The sequence below is a fragment of the Streptomyces sp. NPDC050145 genome (assembly GCF_044460245.1).
Taxonomy (GTDB): Bacteria; Actinomycetota; Actinomycetes; order Streptomycetales; family Streptomycetaceae; genus Streptomyces.
This window is the reverse complement of sequence record NZ_JBITJS010000011.1, coordinates 1-21,009: the sequence shown is the minus strand read 5'-3', so window position 1 is coordinate 21,009 and position 21,009 is coordinate 1. Positions and strand designations below refer to the sequence as shown.

The following is a 21,009-nucleotide window of genomic DNA, read 5'->3' as shown; positions in this document are numbered from 1 at the left end:
GTCCCTGTCCGACATGTCTGTTCGTTATCGCGATCTTCAATCGATCGCGATGTCTCGACGATATATCGGAAGCGATCGGAAGGCAATCCCTTGCTCCTCGCCCAAAGGGAACCCCCGACCGCTACCGTCGGCGGCATGATCATTCGTATCGTCGACGCCTTCACCGACCGCCCCTTCGCCGGGAACCCCGCCGGCGTGCTGCTGCTCGACGCCTTTCCCGAGGACGTGTGGATGCAGCACGTCGCCCGGGAGGTCAATCACGCGGAGACCGCGTTCGCGCATCCGCTGCCCGAGGGCGGCGCCGCCGACTGGGCGCTGCGCTGGTTCACCCCGACCACCGAGGTCGACATGTGCGGGCACGCCACACTGGCCACCGCCCACGTGCTGCACACGACGGGCGCGACCGAGGGGCCCGTACGGTTCGCCACGCGCAGCGGCCTCCTGGTCGCGACCCCGCACCCGGACGGATCGATCACCCTCGACTTCCCGACCGCGCCCCTCACCGAGGAGCCGGTCCCCCACGCGATCACCGAGGCACTCGGCGTACGGCCGGTGTCGGCGCACGACACGGGCGACGCGATCGGCGACCTGCTCGTCGAACTGGCCGACGAGCAGGCGGTACGGGACCTGGCGCCGGACCTCGCCGCGCTGGCCCGGGGCTCACGGCGCGGGGTGATCGCGACCGCGCTCGCCGAGGACCCCGCCGCGGGCTACGACTTCGTGTCCCGCTGCTTCTTCCCGAACGTCGGCATCGACGAGGACCCGGTCACCGGCAGCGCGCACACCGCGCTCGCCCCGTTCTGGGCCGCCAGGACCGGCCGCGACGACCTCACCGGCCTCCAGGCCTCGGCCCGTACGGGCCTGGTCCGCGTCGGCCTGCGGGGCGAGCGGACCCTGCTCACCGGCCACGCGGTGACCGTCGTGGAGGGTGAGCTGCACGCCTGACGGAGGATCAGGCGGTGGGGAGCCAGTCGACCTTGCCGGCGAGCAGGCCGTACCCGACGAACGCGCCGATGTCGAGCAGGGAATGGGCCACGACCAGCGGCCCGACCCGCCCCCACCGCCGGTACAGCAGCGCGAAGACGACGCCCATCGCGACGTTCCCGAAGAAGCCGCCGACGCCCTGGTACAGGTGGTACGAGCCGCGCAGCACGGACGAGGCGATCAGCGCCTGACCCGGTGTCCAGCCCAACTGGCCGAGCCGGCGCAGCAGATACCCGAGGACGATGACCTCTTCCAGCACCGCGTTCTGCACCGCGGAAAGGATCAGTACGGGGTACTTCCACCACACGTCGGGCAGCGCCTCGGGCACCACTGTCAGGTTGAAGCCGAGGCCGCGCGCGGCGAGATAGAAGGCGATGCCGGTGCTGCCGATGACGGCGGCGACCCCGGCGCCGCGCGCCAGATCGAACCACGGCCGGGTGCGGTCGAAGCCGATCACGCGCAGGCTCTCGCCCTCCCGCAGCAGGAGGTGCGCGACGAGCACGACGGGCACGAGAGCGCTCGCGATCCCGAACAACTGCCAGGCCAGATCAAGCCAGGGGCGCCCCGGCGCCGCGGAGGCGTTGAGCGTCGCCGCCTGGTCCTTCAGACCGCCCGGTTTGGTCACCGATCCGACAAAGCTGATCAGCGCGGACACCCCGCTCGCACCGAGCGAAAGCCCCAGAACGATCAGCGTCTCGCTCCGCAGAATTCGTCGCGAAGGGCCCTCGCCGGGAAAAGAATCGGCCACCTGTACTGCCTCCACCTGCACTCTTGACGCCAGTTCAGTAATCCCGCCTCATCCCTCACGCCGCACCGCTAGGGTCTCGAATGCAGGTACGAAGATCGCGCGCGACAGGCCGAGGGGGGCGGAGCGCCGCAGACCGGCGCACCCCTGCCCGCCCTCGCATCACCGCTTATATCGCAACTGCCTTTATGGCTCAGGGAGGGGCACCACCGCCATGGGACGTCACAGCAGCATGCCCGACGGGTACGGGTCGGCCACCGCCGACCCCCGGCCGCGGTCCCGCGGCCGCACGGTGGCCATCGCGACGGCCCTCGTCCTCGTCGTAGCGGCAGGCACGGCCCTGGCGATCCGCAGTGATCTGCTCGGCATCGGCGACTCGTGCGACGGGTCGGTGAGCCTCGGCATCATGGCCTCGCCCGACGTCGCCCCCGCGCTGCGCGACGCGGCCGACCGCGCGCACGAGCAGCAGGTCACCTCGGACGGCAACTGCCTCGACATCACGGTCACCGCGAGCGACTCGTACAAGGTCGCCGAGACGCTGCGGCGCCGGGGCGACCGGGCCGACTTCCAGGTGTGGGTGCCGGACTCGAGCCTGTGGATCAAGCGCGTGACGCAGAACTCCAAGGCGGTCCCGGTCACGGCCGCGGGCAACTTCGCCTCCTCGCCGATCGGCGTGGGCATGGTCCCCTCGGCCGCGAAGTCCTTCGGCTGGCCGGACAAGACGTACTCGTGGACCGAGCTGACCGGCGCAGCCATGGAAGGGGACACCGTACGCCTCGGCGCCGCCGACCCGGCCCGCAGCGCGACGGGCCTGCTCGCCCTGACCAAGCTGTCCGCGGCGGCGCAGAAGTCGGGCGACGGCGACGGCACCGAGGCCGCCGCCATGGCCAAGGTCCTCTCCCAGCGCACGTCCGACAACGACGGGCAGCTGATGGACACGGTGGCCCGCGACTCCTCCGGCACCGAGGCCGGCAACCCGCGGCGCAACGAGGCGCTGATCGTGTCCGAGCAGGCCGCGTTCACGCACAACGCGGAGGTGGGCGACGCCGGCGCCCTCGACCTCTTCTACCCCAAGGACGGCTCCCCCGCCCTGGACTACCCCTTCTCCCTGGTCGACGAGTCCGCCCTGACCACCGACGAGAGCCGGGCCGCCCTGCGCTTCATGACGCTGCTGTCGGCGCCGGACGGCCGCTCGATCATGGAGAGACACGGCTTCCGCACCGAGGACACCAGCTCGCCCGAGACGGTCGCGGCGCAGGCCGGCGGCCGCTCCCCGCAGCCGTACGCGGAACCCAGCGCGGATCCGGCCACCGACGAGCAGGTCGAGCAGACCCTCGGCATGTGGACGATCACGGTGCAGAGCGCGCGCCTCACCACGGTCGTCGACGCCTCCGGCTCCATGGGCAACGTGGTGCCGAACCGCGGCCAGTCCCGCATGGAGGTCACCAAGGCCTCCATGCTGGCCGCGCTGCGGACGTTCACGCCGGAGGACGAGATCGGCCTGTGGGAGTTCTCCACTCACCTGGACGGCAACCGCGACTACAAGCGGCTGGTGCCGACCGAGCGGCTCGGCGACCGCAAGGGCGCGGGCACCCAACTCGACCGGCTGAACGCGGCGTTCTCCTCGCTGCAGCCGGTGCCCGACGGCGCCACCGGCCTCTACGACACGACGCTGGCCGCCTACCAGGAGGCGACCTCCGGGTACAAGAACGGGAAGTTCAACGCCCTGGTCGTGGTCACCGACGGCAAGAACGAGGACCCCGGGTCGATCTCGCGCAGCAACCTGATCAGCCGCCTCGAGGAGCTGTCGGACCCGGAGCACCCCGTCCCCCTCATCGCAATCGCCGTCGGCCCGGACACCGACAAGGACGAGATCGAGCAGATCGCCGCGGCCACCGGCGGCTCCGGGCACCTGGTCAACGACCCGGCCGACATCCAGGAGGTCATCCTGAACGCGATCATCAAGGCCGGCGCCAGGACCAACTGACCGGTTCCGACGCCGTCCCGGCGCCCGCCCGTACCGCTCGCCGCGCCGTCAGCCGAGCGTCACCGCGGGCTCCGGCAGCCCGACGGGCCAGGTGTGCACCGGCTCCCCCCGGTGCATCAGCTCGCAGTACCTGCGGGTCGTCGCGGCGAGCGCCGCGTCCCGCCCGAGCCCGCTCTCGCGTGCCTTGTGGTACGTCGCAGCCTGCCACTCGGCGCCGTTCATGCGCAGGGCGCAGCGCTGTTCGATGACGCCGAGATAGCGGTCCCGGTCGGCGGGTTCGACGCCCCAGGCGTCGAGCCCGGCGGCCGCGAGCGGCAGCAGTTCCTCCTGGACGAGCGTGACGGCCTCGATCCGCTCGGTGCCACCGAACCGGCCCCGGCGCGGCCACTCGAGGCGCGCCTCGATCCCGTACCGGCAGGCCGCGTCGAAGTTGCGGGCGGCCGCGTCGAACGACAGCCGCGACCACACGGGCCGCGCGTCCTCGGCGAGCGCCCGGACGACTCCGTAGTAGAAGGCGACGTTGGCGATGACGTCGGTGACCGTGGGGCCCGCGGGCAGCACCCGGTTCTCCACGCGCAGGTGCGGGACGCCGTCGACGACCCCGTACACGGGCCGGTTCCAGCGGTACACGGTGCCGTTGTGCAGGACGAGTTCGGCGAGGCCCGGGACGCCGCCCCGGTCGAGGACCTCCAGGGGCCGCTCCTCGTCGAGGATCGGCAGCAGGGGCGGGAAGTACCGCAGGTTCTCCTCGAAGAGGTCGTGCGCCGACTCGATCCACCGCTCGCCGAACCAGGTGCGCGGCCGCACGCCCTGGGCCTTCAGCTCGGGCGGGCGGGTGTCGGTGGACTGCTGGAAGAGCGGGGGCCGCGACTCCCGCCACAGCTCGCGCCCGAACAGGAACGGCGCGTTGGCGCCGAGCGCGATCTGCACGGAGGCGACGGCCTGCGCCGCGTTCCACACGGCGGCGAAGCGGCCCGGCGTGACCTGGAGGTGCAGCTGCACCGACGTACAGGCCGCCTCGGGCGCGATCGAGGACGAGGTGCAGGTCAGCCGCTCGACGCCCTCGATGTCGAGCGCGAAGTCCTCGCCGCGGGCGGCGAGGATCTGGTTGTTGAGCAGCGTGTAGCGGTCCACGTCCGACAGGTTCGCGGAGACGAGATCACCGGCGGCGAGCGTCGGCAGAATGCCGATCATCACGATGCCCGCGTCGACCTCGTTGGCCTTGCGGTGCGCATAGCCGAGCCCGGTGCGCAGTTCTTCGGCGAGCTGGTCGAGAACACGGCCGCCCAACGGGTGCGGGGCGATGTTCACTTCGAGATTGAACATCGCGAGTTCGGTCTGGAAATCACGGCTCGCGATCCTCTTGAGAACTTCCGCATTCATCATTCTCGGCAGCCCGTCGGAACCCGCGAGATTCAGTTCGATCTCCAGTCCCATGAGATTCCTGGGCCGGTCGAAGCGCTTCTCGTCCAGCAGCCGCCCGAGCCCCGCCAGACACTCCTTGAGCTTCTCGCGGTACCGCAGCCGGTCGGCCAGATCGACCGCGCCCGCAACGACCTTCTCCCCCATGGAAGCGTCCCTCCTCGCGTCGACAGCCCGGCACACCGGCCGCATGTCTCGGGGGATGATGCCCAGCGATGTGATCGACAACGCCCCACGCGGACCGCCGGGGCATTAGGCTCTCCACGACCACTCTCCGGCACATTCCGCGGGCATGCGACCGATCGATGATGGGTCATCCGGACGGCCATCCGGCGCCCCGGTGATAAAGACCGGCGAGAATGGGCCGACCGCCCACCCGGCGAAATCCGAGGTCACGCGGATACGGCGGCGAGTCGGCGGCGGGAAAATCGGGAGGAAATCCGTGTTTCACCTCGGGGAGCGCGGCCGAATGACATCTTGCGGAAACTCCGGTGCGTGCTAGAGGAAACCCTGTCCGAACACGCGTCGTATAAACTCCGCGGACGAGACAGAGACGCGCGCCCGCGGCACAGGCCCCCGCCCGCTCTGCCCCGCGCATCCCTCGTGCACCGCGCAGCGGACAGCGCTGTCCGCTCGTCCTGCACCGCCCTCGAAGCACGTGCCTGTCGAATGAGAGGCGACCCACCATGCCCTTGCACGTCCCGCCGGCTCCCGCGCCCGCCCTGCGTACCGTCCTCGCGGCCCTCGGTTCCCCCACCGCCGTCCGCGAGGCCCGCACCCCGTCCCTGCGCGCCGCCCAGGGCCCCGTCCGCCCGGAACTCCCGCTGCCGGTCCACGTCCTGGACCAGGTCACCGAGGCGACCGGGCCCTCGCGCACCCGGCTCACCGGCTGGCGCTTCCTCATCCGCTGCGGCGAGCGCGCGGTGGCCGCCGCCGACACCCGGCTCACCCCGGACGGCTGGGCGTTCTCGCACTTCTTCGAGGGCCCGTACGTCACGGCCACCGAGCGCGCCCTGCGGCAGGCCGAGGCCCTCGCCCCGCACCACCAGCCCCGGCTGCTCTCGGTGCCGGAGCTCTACATGCTGACCCTGTGGCTGCACGGTGACCCGGCCGCCGACCCCGCGACGGGGCATCCGGCGGCGGACGACATCCTGGTTCCGCTGGCGCCGGCCCCGCCGGGCATCGCCGCCCACCGGCCGCACCGCGTCGCCGAGCTGCTCCCGGTCCTCACGCACCGGCTGACCCCGGCGGCGATCGTCGCCTGATCCCGGCCGCGCACCCGGGTGGCCCGACCGGACTAGCCCGGTCAGGCCACCCCGAACCATCCGAAGTGACAGTGCTGTTGGCCTGAACCGCCCGCACGGGTGATGCGTCCTCTTCCAGTGAGGACCGCTGCTACGAAATACCTGCGGATCGACGCCCGCAGGGCAACACTGGGTTCCGGACCGACTGAAAACGGGGGGCGGCCATGAACAAGCCTTCGAGCCGCAGCACCAACAGCACGGACAGCAACACCGTCATCGAGATCACTTCGCAGCGAAAGATCCCTTCCATGTGCCAGCACCAGCCACCGTGCCCGTCAGCAGACTCCGCCGACAGGGAGGCCGCACACCCTGTGGCCCACCACCCTGAGCAGGGCTGGAGCCTCCTGTGCAACGGGGTCCTCCTCTTCGAGGACACCGGCGAACTGCTGCCCAACGGCACCATCATCGCCCCCCACCGCCCCCTGAGCCCGGTGGTGAAGGCGGCCTAGCCCCGAACAGGGGCGCGAGGCACTGCGCGACCGACCACCACGAAACGGCCGGCCGCGCAGCACCCCTCGGCCACTACGCCTCGTAGGCGTCCAGAGGCGGGCAGGAGCACACCAGGTTCCGGTCGCCGAACGCCTGGTCGATCCGCCGGACCGGCGGCCAGTACTTGTCCGAAGCCTCGACCCCGGCCGGGAAGACAGCCTCTTCCCGGCTGTACGCGTGCGCCCACTCCCCGCCGAGCATCCCGGCGGTGTGCGGAGCGTTCCGCAGCGGGTTGTCGTCGGCCGGCCACTCACCGGCGGCGACCTTCTCGATCTCCCCGCGGATGGCGATCATCGCGTCGCAGAACCGGTCCAGCTCGCCGAGGTCCTCGCTCTCGGTCGGCTCGATCATCAGGGTGCCCGCCACCGGGAACGACATGGTCGGCGCGTGGAACCCGTAGTCGATGAGCCGCTTGGCGATGTCGTCGACGCTGACGCCGGTCGACTTGCTCAGCGGGCGCAGGTCGATGATGCACTCGTGCGCGACGAGCCCGCCCGGCCCGGTGTAGAGCACCGGGAAGTGCGGCTCGAGCCGCTTGGCGATGTAGTTCGCGGAGAGCACGGCGACCTGGGTCGCGCGCTTGAGCCCCTCGCCGCCCATGAGTCGCACGTACGCCCACGAGATCGGCAGGATGCCCGCCGAGCCCCACGGAGCGGCCGAGATCGGGCCGACGCCCGTCTCGGGACCGGCGGCGGGCTGCAGCGGGTGGTTGGGCAGGTACGGGGCGAGGTGCGCGCGCACACCGACCGGGCCGACGCCCGGACCGCCGCCGCCGTGCGGGATGCAGAACGTCTTGTGCAGGTTGAGGTGCGAGACGTCGCCGCCGAAGTGACCCGGCTTGGCGAGACCCACCAGCGCGTTCAGGTTCGCGCCGTCGACGTAGACCTGGCCGCCGGCGTCGTGCACGGCCCCGCAGATGTCGGCGACGTGCTCCTCGAACACACCGTGCGTCGACGGGTACGTGATCATGAGAACGGCCAGCTCGTCGGCGTGCTGCGCGATCTTGGCGCGCAGGTCCTCGACGTCGACCTCACCGTCGTCGGCGGTCTTGACGACGACGACCTTCATGCCGGCCATGACCGCGGAGGCCGCGTTCGTGCCGTGCGCGGAGGACGGGATGAGGCAGACGGTGCGCTGCTCGTCGCCGTTGGCCCGGTGGTAGCCGCGGACCGCGAGGAGACCCGCGAGCTCGCCCTGGGAGCCGGCGTTCGGCTGCAGGGAGACCTTGTCGTAGCCGGTGACCTCGGCGAGGCGCTCCTCCAGCTCACGGATGAGGGTGAGGTAGCCCTGCGCCTGCTCGGCCGGGACGAAGGGGTGCAGCTGGCCGAACTCGGGCCAGGTGACCGGCTCCATCTCCGTCGTCGCGTTGAGCTTCATCGTGCAGGAGCCCAGCGGGATCATGCCGCGGTCCAGCGCGTAGTCGCGGTCGGACAGCTTGCGCAGGTAGCGCAGCATCGCGGTCTCGGAGCGGTACTGGTGGAAGACCGGGTGCGCCAGGTAGTCGTCCGAGCGCAGCAGACCGGCCGGCAGGGTGTCCGCCGTGGCGGCGTCCAGCGCCTCGATGTCGGCGTCCACGCCGAAGGCGGCCCACACGACGCCCAGCTGGGCGCGGGTCGTCGTCTCGTCGCAGGCGAGGGAGACGTGGTCGGCGTCGACCAGGTGCAGGTTGACCCCGGCCTCGCGGGCGGCGGTCACGATGTCGCCGGCCTTGCCGGGGACGCGCGCGGTCAGGGTGTCGAAGTACGCGCCGTGCACGAGCTCGACGCCGCCCGCGGTGAGACCGGCGGCGAGCAGGGTCGCGTAGCGGTGCGTGCGCCGCGCGATCGTCTTCAGGCCGTCGGGGCCGTGGTAGACGGCGTACATGCCGGCCATGACGGCGAGCAGCACCTGGGCGGTACAGATGTTGCTGGTGGCCTTCTCGCGGCGGATGTGCTGCTCGCGGGTCTGCAGGGCCAGGCGGTACGCCTTGTTGCCGTCGGCGTCGACGGAGACGCCCACGAGGCGGCCCGGCAGGGAGCGGGCGTGCTTGTCCTGGACGGCCATGTAACCGGCGTGCGGGCCGCCGAAGCCCATCGGGACGCCGAAGCGCTGGGTGGTGCCGACGGCGATGTCCGCGCCGAGCTCGCCGGGCGAGGTCAGCAGGGTCAGGGCGAGCAGGTCGGCGGCGACGGTGACGATCGCGCCGATCCCGTGGGCCTGGTCGATGACCGGCTTGATGTCGCGCACGGCACCGGAGGCGCCCGGGTACTGCAGGAGCACACCGACGACACCGCGCTCGGCGATCTCGGCGGGGATGCCGTCGCTCAGGTCGGCGACGACGACCTCGACGCCGGTCGGCTCGGCGCGGGTCTCGATCACGGCGACGGTCTGCGGCAGCGTGTCCGCGTCGACGAGGAAGACGCCGTTCTTGACCTTGCCGATGCGCCGCGAGAGGGCCATGGCCTCGGCGGCCGCGGTGCCCTCGTCGAGCAGCGAGGCGCCGGAGGTGGGCAGACCGGTCAGCTCGGCGACCATCGTCTGGAAGTTGAGGAGGGCCTCGAGGCGGCCCTGCGAGATCTCCGGCTGGTACGGCGTGTAGGCCGTGTACCAGGACGGGTTCTCCATCACGTTGCGCAGGATGACCGGCGGGGTGAAGGTGCCGTAGTAGCCGAGGCCGATCATCGAGCCGAGGACCTGGTTGCGGTCCGCGAGGGAGCGGAGCTCGTCGAGCACCTCGGCCTCGGTACGGGCGCCCGGGAGGTCGAGCGCCTCGGCGCTCTTGATGACGTCCGGCACCGCGGCGGCCGTCAGCTCGTCGAGCGAGCCGTAGCCGACCTGTGCCAGCATCTTGGCCTGGGCGGCGTCATCGGGACCGATGTGACGCTGCTCGAAAGGGATCCCCTGCTCCAGCTGGGAGAGCGGGATACGGTTGGCGGTCATGCGGAGGCCTCCTGGTCGATGCGACCTGCGAGGGGCACCACGGCGCGGGTACCCGGTCGGCCTCCCCCTCTGTCATCTCGACCTGAGAGCTTCACCGGCCGGTCCGGACGATCTCGCGATCGCGGACATGCCGGCTTTCACCGTCGGTGAGAGCGGACAAAGTACACCCCGCCCTGCTTTCCAGAGTGACCTCGCCCGTGCGGTACGTGTGCCTGAGAGATTCCGGGGAGGATTTGCTCCTTCGGCGCCTCCGACGGGGTCGGAGGACTCTCCCGCGCGGGGTCAGCAGCCGCTTGCCAGCCTACCAGCGCGGACCTGGCCGGATCCCTCGAGTGGCCGTCATCACCAAACTGCTCTTTCGTAGGGGATAACAACGAGTTGCGACCAGCTGGAGGGACCGTGCAGACCGATGTCGATCCGCGCAACCTGATCGGCCGCAAGGCGTTCGACCGCCACGGAACCAAGATCGGCACCATCGACGAGGTCTACCTCGACGATGCGACCGGCGTTCCGGAATGGGCGGCGATACGGACGGGGCTCTTCAGCCGCGACGCCTTCGTCCCCCTGGAGCCCAGCGAGCTGGTCGAGGGCACCCTGCGCGTCCCCTTCGAACGCTCCCTGATCAAGGACGCCCCCGACTTCGGCGTGGGCCGCCACCTGTCCCCCGAACAGGAACTCCAGCTCTACCACCACTACGGCCTCGACATCATGGCCCCGCAGCCCCCGGACGTGGACTTCGGCCACCTCGCGGGCCCGGACGAGGAACCCGCCTGAGGGCACGCGGAGCCGGACGGGAGCCGCCTACCCGCGCTCGGCCGACGCCGCCGGCTCCACGAGCGGCAGCGGCTCTCCCTCTTCCAGGTCCGGATCGTCGACGAGGAACGTCCGCACCCGCCCCGGCACCCTCGAGTACGGCGTCTCGAACCGCACCGTGACCCGCCCGAGCCCGCTCCCCTGCACCCACCCGGGCCCGAACTCCGTATGCCGCACGTCGTGCCCCGGCAACCACCGCCGGGGCGCGGACTCGACCGCGCCCTCCGCTTCGCCCCCACCTGCGGACCCTGTCTCACCGGCGCCGGCATCACCTGCGCCACTCACGGAGCCCGTGCCGGCCTCCGAGCCACCGGGCATCCCCGCGACGTCGCCGACCCCGGCGACGTCAGCACCCCCCACGCCTCCCGCCGCGCCCTCGGTCTCGGCCCCTGCCTCCGCCTCTTCCGCCGCGTGCTCGGCCTGCGCGAAGAGGTCCTCCTGCGTGTAGTCCGCCAGCCCGCTCACCCCGACCCCCAGCAGCCGTACGCCGCCGGTCGTGTCCACGGCCTCCAGGAGCCGCGCCGCGGCCTCCCGCACCACGGCCGGGTCGTCCGTCGGCCCGCGCAGGGTCTCCGACCGGGTCAGCGTCGAGAAGTCGTAGCGCCGCACCTTCAGGACCACGGTCCGTCCCGAGCGCCCGGCCCCCCGCAGCCGCTCCACACACCGCTCCGCCAGCCGCCGCACCTCCATCCGCACCCGCACCCGGTCGTGGATGTCGACGTCGTACGTGTCCTCGACCGACACCGACTTGGAGTCGCGCTCGGCGACGACGGGCCGGTCGTCGTGGGCCAGCGCCATCGCGTACAGATGCGCCCCGTGCGACTTGCCGAGGAGCCGCACCAGCTCGTCCTCCCCCGCCTCGGCGATCTCCGCCACGGTGAGGATGCCGGCCCGTCTCAGATGGTCCCCGGTCGCCGGGCCGACGCCGGGCAGGATGCGGACCGAGCGCGGGCCGATCAGCTCGCGCTCGGTGCCCGGCGGGATCAGCACGAGCCCGTCCGGCTTCGCCTCCTCCGACCCGATCTTGGCGAGCATCTTCGACGCCGCGAGCCCCACCGAGCCGGTCAGCCCGGTCACGCGTCTGATGTCCGCCCGCAGCCGCAGGCCCACGGCCTCCGCGGAGGCGGCGTCCCAGGCCACCTCACCGGCCTCCAGATCGACGAACGCCTCATCGAGGCTCAGAGGCTCCACCAGGGGCGACAGGGCGCGCAGGAGGGCCATCACCTGCTCGCTGATCTCCCGGTACAGATGGAAGCGCGGCACCAGGAAGGCCGCGTTCGGCGCGAGCCGCCGCGCCTGCCCCGTCGGCATCGCCGAATGGACCCCGAACCTGCGCGCCTCGTAGGAGGCCGTCGCCACGACGCCACGCGGCCCGACGCCGCCCACGACGACCGCCTTCCCGCGCAGGCTCGGCTTGGCCGCCTGCTCCGCCGAGGCGTAGAAGGCGTCCATGTCGAGATGCAGGATCGTCGGCGCGGTTCTCACAGCTTCGATGCTGCCCTACGCCACTGACAACGGGCCCGTGCGGCTCACACCGCCCGGTTGCGCCGCCTCGCGAGCTCGTCGGAGGGATTGTTCCCGAGCAGGGTCTCGCCGGTGTCCACCCGCTCCCCGTGCAGCTGCGACAGGGCGCTCTCGACGTCCCGCCACACGACACCGACGGCGATCCCGAAGATGCCCTGACCGCCCTGGAGCAGATCGTGCACCTCGGCCGGCGAGGTGCACTCGTACACGGTCGCGCCGTCGCTCATGAGCGTCATGCGCTCGAGGTCGCGGAATCCCTGCTCGCGCAGGTGCACCACGGCGGTCCGGATGTTCTGCAGCGAGACACCGGTGTCCAGGAAACGCTTGACGACCTTGAGGACGACGACGTCCCGGAAGCTGTAGAGCCGCTGGGTGCCCGATCCGTACGCGGGCCGCACGCTGGGCTCGACGAGACCGGTCCTGGCCCAGTAGTCCAGTTGGCGGTACGTGATGCCGGCCGCCGCACACGCGGTCGGTCCCCGGTATCCGACCTCTTCGGCACCCTCGTCGCCGCTCTCCCCCGCCACCGCAGAAACCGCCTGCGGGCGCTGCGGAGTGTGATCGGCCGCGCTGCCGTGAAACAGGTACGGACCGCCCGTCGCCGTACCGTCGCCGCTGCTTCTCACGCCGACCTCCTCATTGACCTGCCGTGTCGACGGTAGGCAGTCACAGGGGGTGCGTCAACGAACGCCACACTCGCCACGCCGAGTGATAATCACCCTAAGAGTGGTTTCCCGTGACCCACCGCGGGGAAAGGCTAGCCGAATGTGCCGAGGCGCCCGCCACGATGCGTCCCGCGTCCAGCCGTCTACTGGCTGTTGGTCCCGAAATCCTCGGGCGAGATCTGGTCGAGGAACTCGCGGAACTTCTCCACCTCGTCCTCCTGCTCGTCCGGAATCGCGATCCCCGCGTCGTCCAGGACCCCGTCGCTGCCGAAGATCGGCGTCCCGGTGCGCAGGGCGAGGGCTATGGCGTCGGAAGGACGGGCGCTGACCTCGACTCCGCTGGCGAAGACCAGCTCCGCGTAGAAGACGCCCTCCCGCAGATCCGTGATGCGCACTTCCGTGAGCTCCTGACCGACCGCCTCCAGCACGTCCTTGAACAGGTCGTGCGTCAGCGGACGCGGTGGGGCCATGCCCTGCTGGGCGAAGGCGATCGCCGTCGCCTCCCCCGGTCCGATCCAGATGGGGAGGTAACGGTCGCCTCCCACTTCACGCAGGAGCACGATCGGTTGGTTGGAGGGCATTTCGACCCGGACACCTACGACGTCGAGCTCGTTCACACAGCAACCCTAGGACGTGCCCGGCAGGTTTGGGTAGTCGGGCATCCGCCGCATGCCGGGCGCACGGCCGAGGACCGCCCCTGCGATCAGGGCAGACGCACTCCCAGAGCGGTCTGGACGAGTGTGGCGTGGAGCTTCACCGTCAGGCCCGCCAGCTCCTTGGCGCGGGCCTGCGCCAGCGCCCGGGTCTGCGGATTGCGGTGCACCTTGAGCGGTGCGACGACGGAGTCCACGAGACCGGCCTCGCGGTCCGCGGCCGCCCGCATCACCCGCAGGTGCCGGGGTTCGATGCCGAAGCGGCCCAGCTCGCCGACGAGCTCCGCGACCACCACGGCCCCGGCGTCGTACCCGCCGTCGGGCAGCTGCGCGATGAGCCCGTAGGACTCCCACTCCTCGAGCTCGGCCGCGTCGATCCCGGCGGCCGCGAGCAGCTCCTGCCGGCCGATACGGGCCGCGGTCCGTCCGTCCTCACCGGCGTCCGCCGGATCGCCGGGCCGGCCGGGCGCCGGTACCGGCAGCGCCTCGCCCCGCTCCAGGCCGTCGAGCTGCTCCTTGATGACCTTCAGCGGCAGGTAGTGGTCCCGCTGCATCCGCAGCACGTGGGCGAGCCGCTCGACGTCGTCCGGACTGAACTTGCGGTAGCCGGACGGCGTCCGCTGCGGCTCGATGAGACCCTCGGACTCCAAGAACCTGATCTTGGAGATCGTGACCTCGGGGAATTCCTCGCGCAGCGTGTTCAGGACGGTGCCGATGCTCATCAGCCGGCTGTCCACGGTGGCGGTGCCGCCCGCGGCACCGCCCCTCGGTGTGTGAAGCATGGACCTTCCTGAAGGTTCGCTGACGGGTCAGATACCTCGCTGGCTCGCGTAGAAGACCAGCCGGTACTTGCCGATCTGCACCTCGTCGCCGTTGTGCAGCGTCACGGAGTCGATGCGCTCACGGTTCACGTACGTCCCGTTCAGGCTGCCCACGTCGGCGACGCTGAACGTGCCGTCCTGCTGGCGACGGAACTCCACGTGGCGACGCGACACGGTCACGTCGTCGAGGAAGATGTCGCTCTGCGGGTGACGGCCCGCCGTGGTCAGCTCGCCGTCCAGGAGGAAGCGACTGCCCGAGTTCGGACCACGCCGCACCACCAGGAGCGCCGAGCCCATCGGCAGCGCGTCGACCGCGGCCTGCGCCTCGGGCGACAGGGCCGGCAGCTGCGTCTGGCCGGTGGCCTCCGGGTCGTACGACTCGAGCCCCGAGATGGAGATCGTGGACGTCGTCTCGGACGGGCCTTCCGGCATCGCACCGCCCCGCAGCGGCGCACCGCAGTTGGAGCAGAACCGGCTGTTCTCGCCGTTCCTGTTCCCGCACCTCGTACACACCAGGGCCGACATGGACGGATCCTCCTGCCGCGGCTGCCCCGCGGGGGTTTGGGACGCGTACGGGGCGGAACCGAACCCTCCACCCGTACCTGAGGTTGACGGTTCCCCGAAACCTATGCGGCCGGAACCGGCAGGGTCAACAGACGACGCGCCCTGTCCGCCCGAATTGTCTCCGCCGACCTCGTCCCGGAACAGGGGGCGCTCGCCCACCTGGGTCTCCGGCACGTCACCTTGGCGCGGCGCGCGGTGACGTGCGTCCTCACGTGCGCTCTTGCCGAACAACTTCGCAAACAACTTCACGGGCGATTCCCCTTGACCGAAACAGACCCGCCCGTGGGGCAGGACGAACCCTGACTGCGCACATCGGCGTACAGCTCCGACACGGACATCCTCACAACGTCCGTATCCGTAAAACAGTTTCCACCACGCACCCCGCCCGGGATGCGCCGACCCCCCGCAACCTCATGCCCTCGCACGGCGTCCACCATGCACCTCCGCCTCACTGCGAGGACGACCGAGCGTAGTCAGGCCGCTGCGCCGGCCGCAAGGCGTCCACGACGATCTTCTCCGAACGGCTCACAGCCACTGTGGCCTGCTCCTTCTCCAACGTCTGCACGACACCTCCGGGGATGTTGAGCGCCGGTTCCAGGTCCTGCGGTTTGCCGATGACCTTGAAAACGTACGGCTGGGCGATCTTGTGCCCGTCCACGCTCACGCCCTTCCCTCCGGTTCCGTCCGTCAGGTACGTGTTCGCCACGACGCGGACGTCGTTGACCTGGATCGCCTCGGCGCCCGCCGCCCGCAGCTCCTGGATCGCGTCGAGCAGCATGTCGGCCTCGACGGCCCCCTTCGTGTCCGTGACGGTCATGGTGATCCCGGGGCCCTGCGCGGCCACGGTGCCCGCCAGGATGCCGAGTTGACGTTCCTTCTCGACGGTCTGCTTGCGGGCCTCCTCGGCCTGGTCCGAGCTGTTCTCCAACTCGGCCCGCTGGTCCTCGAGACCTTGCTTCTCATCCTCCAGACGCTGAGTCCGGTCGTCGAGTTCATCGAGGATGCGCACAAGATCTTCCTGGCGCGCTCCGCGCAGGGCGCTGTTGTCGCTGTTCGACCGCACCTGGATGGCCAGACCGAGGCCCAGCACGAACAGCAGCACGGCGACCGTCAGTTGGGCACGCGACACGCGCGGCGGCCACAGGCTCTTCGCCAGCCTCCGGCGGCCGGTCAGCGGCGCGGGCCCCTCGGGCTCCGCCTGCTGCGCGCCCTCGGCCGGTTCGACCTCGGCCGGCAGCTCCTTGCGGAGCCGGTTCGCGTCGGCCCGCTCCTCCGCCTCGCCGCCGGCGCCCTCGTTGTCTGCTGCGTCGTCTGCTGCGTCGCTCATCGGCCTCACGCCCGGAAGACGTGCCGCCGGATCGCGGCAGCGTTGGAGAAGATGCGGATGCCGAGCACGACCACGACGCCGGTCGACAGCTGCGCGCCGACGCCCAGCTTGTCGCCGAGGAAGACGATCAGCGCGGCCACCACGACGTTCGACAGGAACGAGACGACGAAGACCTTGTCGTCGAAGATCCCGTCCAGCATGGCGCGCAGTCCGCCGAACACCGCGTCGAGCGCGGCCACCACGGCGATGGGAAGGTAAGGCTCGACGACCGCCGGAACCTCGGGCCGGACGAACAGCCCGACCACGACTCCCACGACGAGGCCCAGTACGGCGATCACGATGTGCCCTTCTGCTCTGCTCTCGGCTGTGCTGTACGAACGATCACGCTGGGGGCGGCGGGGAGCCTGAGGTCGTCCTGCGCCGAAATACTGGTCCTGATCCCGAAGTTCTCCTTCAGGGCGTGCAGGTACAGCCCGTCGGGGCTGTCCTGGAACCGTGTGCTCAGCCGCTGCCCGTCCCCCACCGCGAGCACCGTGTACGGCGGCACCAGCGGCTTGTTGTCGACCAGTATCGCGTCGCCCGCGGCCCTGATCGCGGACAGCGCCGTCAGGCGCTGCCCGTTGATGCTGACGGCCTCGGCGCCGGACTGCCACAGGCCGTTGATCACGCGCTGCAGGTCCCGGTCGCGCACCCGGCCGGTGTCGGCGAATCCGGCGCTCTCCCGCGGCCCGCTCCCGCCGTCCGTCTGCGCGGACTTGGCGTCGTCGACGACGAGCCTGACCCCGGGCCCGTGCACGGCGAGGGCGCCGGACAGGACGCCCATCAGCTCGCCCTTGTCACCGCCGTGCTTCTTCAGGGCCTCGCGCTGCATGTCGCCCACGTGCGTGCGCAGCGAGTCGACTTCGCCCTCGAGGGTGTCGGCGGACTCGGTCTCCTGGTTGATCCGGTCGATGAGCTCCTCGCGCTCCTTGGCCACGACCGGCGCGGCCACCCGCGCCTGCGCGGCCCCGACCGTCACGACCAGCGCGGCGAGGACGAGCCCGGCGGCGAGCCCCAGCTTGGCCCGCAGCGTCTTCGGCATGCCGCTCTGTCCCTCGGCCCGCTTCCGGGCCGCGGCCTCCGCGTACCCGTCGTCCAGGCTGTGGTCCATCACGTTGTTCAGCAGCGACATGGACGCGTCGGGGCGTGCGGGGCGCTGAGGAGTGCGCCGAACGGGGGGCGGCTGCGGCATGCCGCACATCGTCGCACGTCGCGGCCACTACCTCCGAACGGCCCCACCGACCGTCGCCGGGCACCCTCCGCGGGGCACCCGACGACGGTCCTCCGGAGGTCAGCCCCCGGCGCTGTCGACCACCGCCGACCACTCGTCGAGCAACTGCTGGGCGGAGGCGTCGTCGGGCCCCTCGGCCCACAGATGGGTGACGGCCTCGGCCCGGTCGGGCAGCACCATGACCCAGCGCCCGTCGGCCTCGACGACCCGCACCCCGTCCGTCGTGTCCACGGACCGGTCGCCGGCCGCCTCCACGACCCGGCGCATGACGAGCCCCTTCACGGCCCACGGCGTCGCCAGGTCCCGCTTCAGCACGTGCGCCCGCGGGATCCGGGCGTCGATCTGGCTCAACGTGAGCTGCGTACGGGCCACCAGCCCGATGAGCCGCACGAACGCCGCGGCCCCGTCGAAGACACTGCTGAACTCGGGCACGATGAACCCGCCGCGCCCGTCCCCGCCGAAGATCGTGCCGTCCTCCCGGCCGACTCGCGTCAGATCGTCCGGGGACGTCGTCGTCCACTCGACCTGGGTGCCGTGATACGCCGCGACCTGCTCGGCGATCCGCGTGGTCGTCACCGGGAGCGCGACCCGCCCGCTGCGCCGCTCGGCGGCCACCAGGTCGAGCATCACGAGCAGGGCCCGGTCGTCCTCGACGATCCGTCCCTTCTCGTCGACGAGCGACAGCCGCTCGCCCACGGGGTCGAACCGCACCCCGAACGCGGCCCGCGCCGACGCCACGATCTCCCCGAGCCGCACGAGCCCGGAGCGCCGGCTGTCCGCCGACTCGGTGGGCCTGGCCTCGTCGAGCCCCGGGTTGATGGTCAGCGAGTCGACACCGAGCCGCCCGAGCAGACTGGGCAGCACGAGCCCCGCACTGCCGTTGGACGCGTCCACGACGACCTTGAGCCCGGCGTCGGCGATCCCCGTGGTGTCGAGGTTCCGCAGCAGCGACCCGGTGTACGAGTCGAACACGCTGGACGGGAAGTGCAGGTCCCCGATCTCTCCGGGGAACGCACGCCGGTACTCCTGCCGCGCGTACACCCGGTCGAGCTTGCGCTGACTGGCCTGGGACAGATCGGCGCCCCGCTCGTCGAAGAACATGATGTCGACGGAGTCCGGCACGCCAGGGGTCGTACGGATCATGATGCCGCCGGCGCTACCCCGCGCCGTCTGCTGACGCGCCACCGGCAAGGGCACGTTCTCCAGGTCCCGTACGTCGATGGCGCTGGTCTGCAGCGCCGAGATCACGGCTCTCTTGAGCGCCCGGGCACCGCGTGAGTGGTCGCGGGCGGTCGTGACGGTGGAGCCCTTCTTCAGGGTCGTGGCGTACGCCCCCGCGAGCCTGACGGCGAGCTCGGGGGTGATCTCCACGTTCAGGATCCCGGAGACGCCCCTGGCCCCGAACAGATGGGCCTGGCCGCGGGACTCCCAGATGACCGAGGTGTTGACGAAGGCGCCGGCCTCGATCGTCTTGAACGGGTAGACACGTACGTTGCCCTGGACGATCGATTCCTCGCCGACCAGGCACTCGTCACCGATGACGGCGCCGTCCTCGATGCGGGCGGCGCGCATGATGTCGGTGTTCTTGCCGACGACACAGCCGCGCAGATTGCTCTGCTCGCCGATGTAGACGTTGTCGTGAAGGACGGCCTTGTGCAGGAAGGCACCGCTCTTCACGACGACGTTCGACCCGACGACGGTGTGCTCGCGGATCTCGACGCCGGCCTCGACCTTGGCGTAGTCGCCGATGAAGAGCGGCCCGCGCAGTACGGCGTCCGGATGCACCTCCGCGCCTTCGGCCACCCAGACGCCGGGCGAGATCTCGAATCCGTCGACCTCGACGTCGACCTTGCCCTCGAGCACATCGGCCTGGGCCTTCACATAACTCTCGTGGGTGCCGACGTCCTCCCAGTAGCCCTCGGCGACATAGCCGTAGATGGGCTTGCCTTCCTTCATCAGCTGAGGGAAGACGTCTCCGGACCAGTCCACCGGGACGTCGGCCTGGACGTAGTCGAAGACCTCGGGCTCCATGACGTAGATGCCCGTGTTCACGGTGTCGGAGAAGACCTGACCCCAGGTCGGCTTCTCGAGGAAGCGCTCGACCTTGCCCTCTTCGTCGACAATGGTGATGCCGAATTCCAGCGGATTGGGCACACGGGTCAGACAGACCGTGACGAGCGCACCTTTTTCCTTGTGGAATTCAATGAGCTCGGTGAGGTCGAAGTCGGTCAGCGCATCACCGGAGATCACGAGGAAGGCGTCGTCCTTCAGCGCTTCCTCGGCATTCTTCACACTGCCGGCAGTACCGAGCGGCTTCTCCTCGTTGGCATAGGTGAGCTCCATCCCGAGGTCTTCGCCGTCCCCGAAATAGTTCCTGACGAGTGAGGCCAGGAACTGTACGGTCACGACGGTTTCGGTGAGCCCGTGCCGTTTGAGCAGCCTGAGCACATGCTCCATGATCGGCCTGTTCGCCACAGGCAGGAGCGGCTTGGGCATGCTCGAGGTCATCGGGCGGAGGCGTGTGCCTTCGCCTCCGGCCATCACGACGGCCTTCATGTCGGAAGCGTCCTCCTTGAAGAGACGACGGTCTAGCCGACTTCGCCCGCTGTAAATGGCCCGCGGATCTGGTGGCGCGGGCCATCCGGCCTCAGCCAACGCTCAACGACGAGCTCAATCGGCCATGGAGTCCGCCCTGACAAGTCGGCGGACCTGAACCATGTAGAGGATCCCTGCCCACCAGTACAGCGTTGTACCCCATCCAGCGAACGCCCATCCGAAAATAGCAGCGAGTTCGTGGATCCAGCCACTTCCGTCACTCAGAAGCAGCAGCGGGAAGGCGTACATGAGGTTGAACGTGGCAGCCTTGCCCAGGAAGTTCACCTGCGGCGGCGGATAGCCGTGGCGGCGGAGGATGCCCACCATCACCAGCAGAACCAGTTCACGTGCCAAAAGTACGGCGGTCAACCACAGCGGAAGAATCTCGCGCCAGGTCAGACCGACGAGAGTGGACAGAATGTAGAGCCGGTCCGCGGCGGGATCGAGGAGCCGGCCCAGATTGCTGATCTGATTCCAGCGCCGCGCGAGCTTGCCGTCGAGATAGTCGCTGACGCCGCTCAGCGCGAGCACCAGCAGCGCCCAGCCGTCGCTCTTGGGGCCACCGAACTCCGGCCTGAGGATCAGCCACAGGAAGACGGGTACGCCGACGAGACGCGCCATGCTGAGGATGTTCGGGATGGTGAGGACTCGGTCCGTCTGGACACGGGTCTCCTGGACCTCCACCCGGGGGCCTCCTGTGGGAAACGAGCCAACGATGCCCCCTGACCTTACCCTTGGCCCTGGCCGGCCTCGCCGTCGGGTCACCCCCCAAACGCAAAAAAGCCTCTGGCCCCGAGCAGAATGCTCAGGACCAGAGGCTTTATCAAAAGGAGTTCGGCGGCGTCCTACTCTCCCACAGGGTCCCCCCTGCAGTACCATCGGCGCTGTGAGGCTTAGCTTCCGGGTTCGGAATGTAACCGGGCGTTT

18 protein-coding genes, 1 rRNA gene and 1 riboswitch are annotated in these 21,009 nt (G+C 70.4%); of the genes, 5 read left to right on the top strand and 14 right to left on the bottom strand.

From position 1 onward, the window contains the following. The first annotated feature begins 135 nt into the window (after positions 1-135). Complete coding sequence (locus tag ACIBTU_RS22385; RefSeq protein ID WP_399128085.1) at positions 136-945, top strand: PhzF family phenazine biosynthesis protein; 810 nt, start codon at positions 136-138, stop codon at positions 943-945. A gap of 7 nt (positions 946-952) precedes the next feature. Here ACIBTU_RS22385 and ACIBTU_RS22380 read toward each other — a convergent pair whose 3' ends face one another. After that, entirely contained in the window at positions 953-1,753 is an 801-nt protein-coding gene (locus ACIBTU_RS22380; protein WP_399128084.1) for a CPBP family intramembrane glutamic endopeptidase, read from the bottom strand. Positions 1,754-1,943: 190 nt separating this feature from the next. Between ACIBTU_RS22380 and ACIBTU_RS22375 the strand changes: the two genes are divergently transcribed. Continuing rightward, the gene (locus ACIBTU_RS22375; RefSeq protein WP_399128083.1) at positions 1,944-3,716 is read left to right on the top strand and encodes a substrate-binding and VWA domain-containing protein; all 1,773 of its coding nucleotides are present in this window, start codon (positions 1,944-1,946) and stop codon (positions 3,714-3,716) included. A gap of 48 nt (positions 3,717-3,764) precedes the next feature. Here the strand turns inward: ACIBTU_RS22375 and ACIBTU_RS22370 are convergent, their stop codons facing one another. Next, entirely contained in the window at positions 3,765-5,285 is a 1,521-nt protein-coding gene (locus tag ACIBTU_RS22370) for a glutamate--cysteine ligase (protein WP_399128082.1), read from the bottom strand. A gap of 539 nt (positions 5,286-5,824) precedes the next feature. Here ACIBTU_RS22370 and ACIBTU_RS22365 point away from each other — a divergent pair. Continuing rightward, positions 5,825-6,403, top strand: coding sequence for a hypothetical protein (locus tag ACIBTU_RS22365; protein WP_399128081.1), 579 nt, complete (start codon positions 5,825-5,827; stop codon positions 6,401-6,403). Between the two features lie 287 nt (positions 6,404-6,690). After that, positions 6,691-6,891 (top strand): DUF5999 family protein, encoded by a 201-nt coding sequence (locus ACIBTU_RS22360; RefSeq protein WP_188341678.1) that lies wholly within the window; start codon positions 6,691-6,693, stop codon positions 6,889-6,891. Between the two features lie 73 nt (positions 6,892-6,964). On the opposite strand, the gene gcvP is transcribed toward ACIBTU_RS22360, so the two are convergent. After that, positions 6,965-9,850, bottom strand: a complete 2,886-nt coding sequence (gene gcvP / locus ACIBTU_RS22355; RefSeq protein ID WP_399128080.1) for an aminomethyl-transferring glycine dehydrogenase — start codon at positions 9,848-9,850, stop codon at positions 6,965-6,967. Positions 9,851-10,040: 190 nt separating this feature from the next. Further along, positions 10,041-10,135: riboswitch (glycine riboswitch) on the bottom strand. Positions 10,136-10,249: 114 nt separating this feature from the next. Between gcvP and ACIBTU_RS22350 the strand changes: the two genes are divergently transcribed. Beyond that, positions 10,250-10,624: a PRC-barrel domain-containing protein gene (locus ACIBTU_RS22350; RefSeq protein WP_399128079.1), complete on the top strand. Its 375-nt coding sequence runs from the start codon at positions 10,250-10,252 to the stop codon at positions 10,622-10,624. A gap of 27 nt (positions 10,625-10,651) precedes the next feature. On the opposite strand, the gene ACIBTU_RS22345 is transcribed toward ACIBTU_RS22350, so the two are convergent. The 11 genes from ACIBTU_RS22345 to rrf form a co-directional block, all read right to left on the bottom strand. Continuing rightward, complete coding sequence (locus tag ACIBTU_RS22345; RefSeq protein ID WP_399128078.1) at positions 10,652-12,148, bottom strand: DNA polymerase IV; 1,497 nt, start codon at positions 12,146-12,148, stop codon at positions 10,652-10,654. Between the two features lie 44 nt (positions 12,149-12,192). Beyond that, entirely contained in the window at positions 12,193-12,813 is a 621-nt protein-coding gene (locus ACIBTU_RS22340) for a MerR family transcriptional regulator (protein ID WP_399128077.1), read from the bottom strand. A 182-nt stretch (positions 12,814-12,995) separates the two neighbouring features. Further along, complete coding sequence (locus ACIBTU_RS22335) at positions 12,996-13,469, bottom strand: bifunctional nuclease family protein (RefSeq protein WP_161300298.1); 474 nt, start codon at positions 13,467-13,469, stop codon at positions 12,996-12,998. An 86-nt stretch (positions 13,470-13,555) separates the two neighbouring features. After that, entirely contained in the window at positions 13,556-14,287 is a 732-nt protein-coding gene (locus tag ACIBTU_RS22330; RefSeq protein ID WP_399128076.1) for a MerR family transcriptional regulator, read from the bottom strand. Positions 14,288-14,314: 27 nt separating this feature from the next. Beyond that, entirely contained in the window at positions 14,315-15,256 is a 942-nt protein-coding gene (locus ACIBTU_RS22325; RefSeq protein ID WP_399128396.1) for an FHA domain-containing protein, read from the bottom strand. An 82-nt stretch (positions 15,257-15,338) separates the two neighbouring features. After that, the gene (locus ACIBTU_RS22320) at positions 15,339-16,217 is read right to left on the bottom strand and encodes a DUF881 domain-containing protein (RefSeq protein ID WP_399128075.1); all 879 of its coding nucleotides are present in this window, start codon (positions 16,215-16,217) and stop codon (positions 15,339-15,341) included. 5 nt (positions 16,218-16,222) lie between these two features. Continuing rightward, positions 16,223-16,555, bottom strand: a complete 333-nt coding sequence (locus tag ACIBTU_RS22315) for a small basic family protein (RefSeq protein WP_008749169.1) — start codon at positions 16,553-16,555, stop codon at positions 16,223-16,225. Continuing rightward, entirely contained in the window at positions 16,552-17,457 is a 906-nt protein-coding gene (locus ACIBTU_RS22310) for a DUF881 domain-containing protein (protein ID WP_399128074.1), read from the bottom strand. Before ACIBTU_RS22310 ends, ACIBTU_RS22315 begins: the two co-directional genes overlap by 4 nt. A gap of 90 nt (positions 17,458-17,547) precedes the next feature. Further along, positions 17,548-20,043 carry a sugar phosphate nucleotidyltransferase gene (locus ACIBTU_RS22305; RefSeq protein WP_399128073.1) on the bottom strand — a complete coding sequence of 832 codons (2,496 nt, stop codon included), beginning with the start codon at positions 20,041-20,043 and terminating at the stop codon, positions 17,548-17,550. Positions 20,044-20,157: 114 nt separating this feature from the next. Then, positions 20,158-20,766 (bottom strand): CDP-alcohol phosphatidyltransferase family protein, encoded by a 609-nt coding sequence (locus tag ACIBTU_RS22300; protein ID WP_399128072.1) that lies wholly within the window; start codon positions 20,764-20,766, stop codon positions 20,158-20,160. A gap of 148 nt (positions 20,767-20,914) precedes the next feature. Further along, positions 20,915-21,009: ribosomal RNA gene (gene rrf, locus ACIBTU_RS22295) — 5S ribosomal RNA — on the bottom strand; the annotation flags it as partial.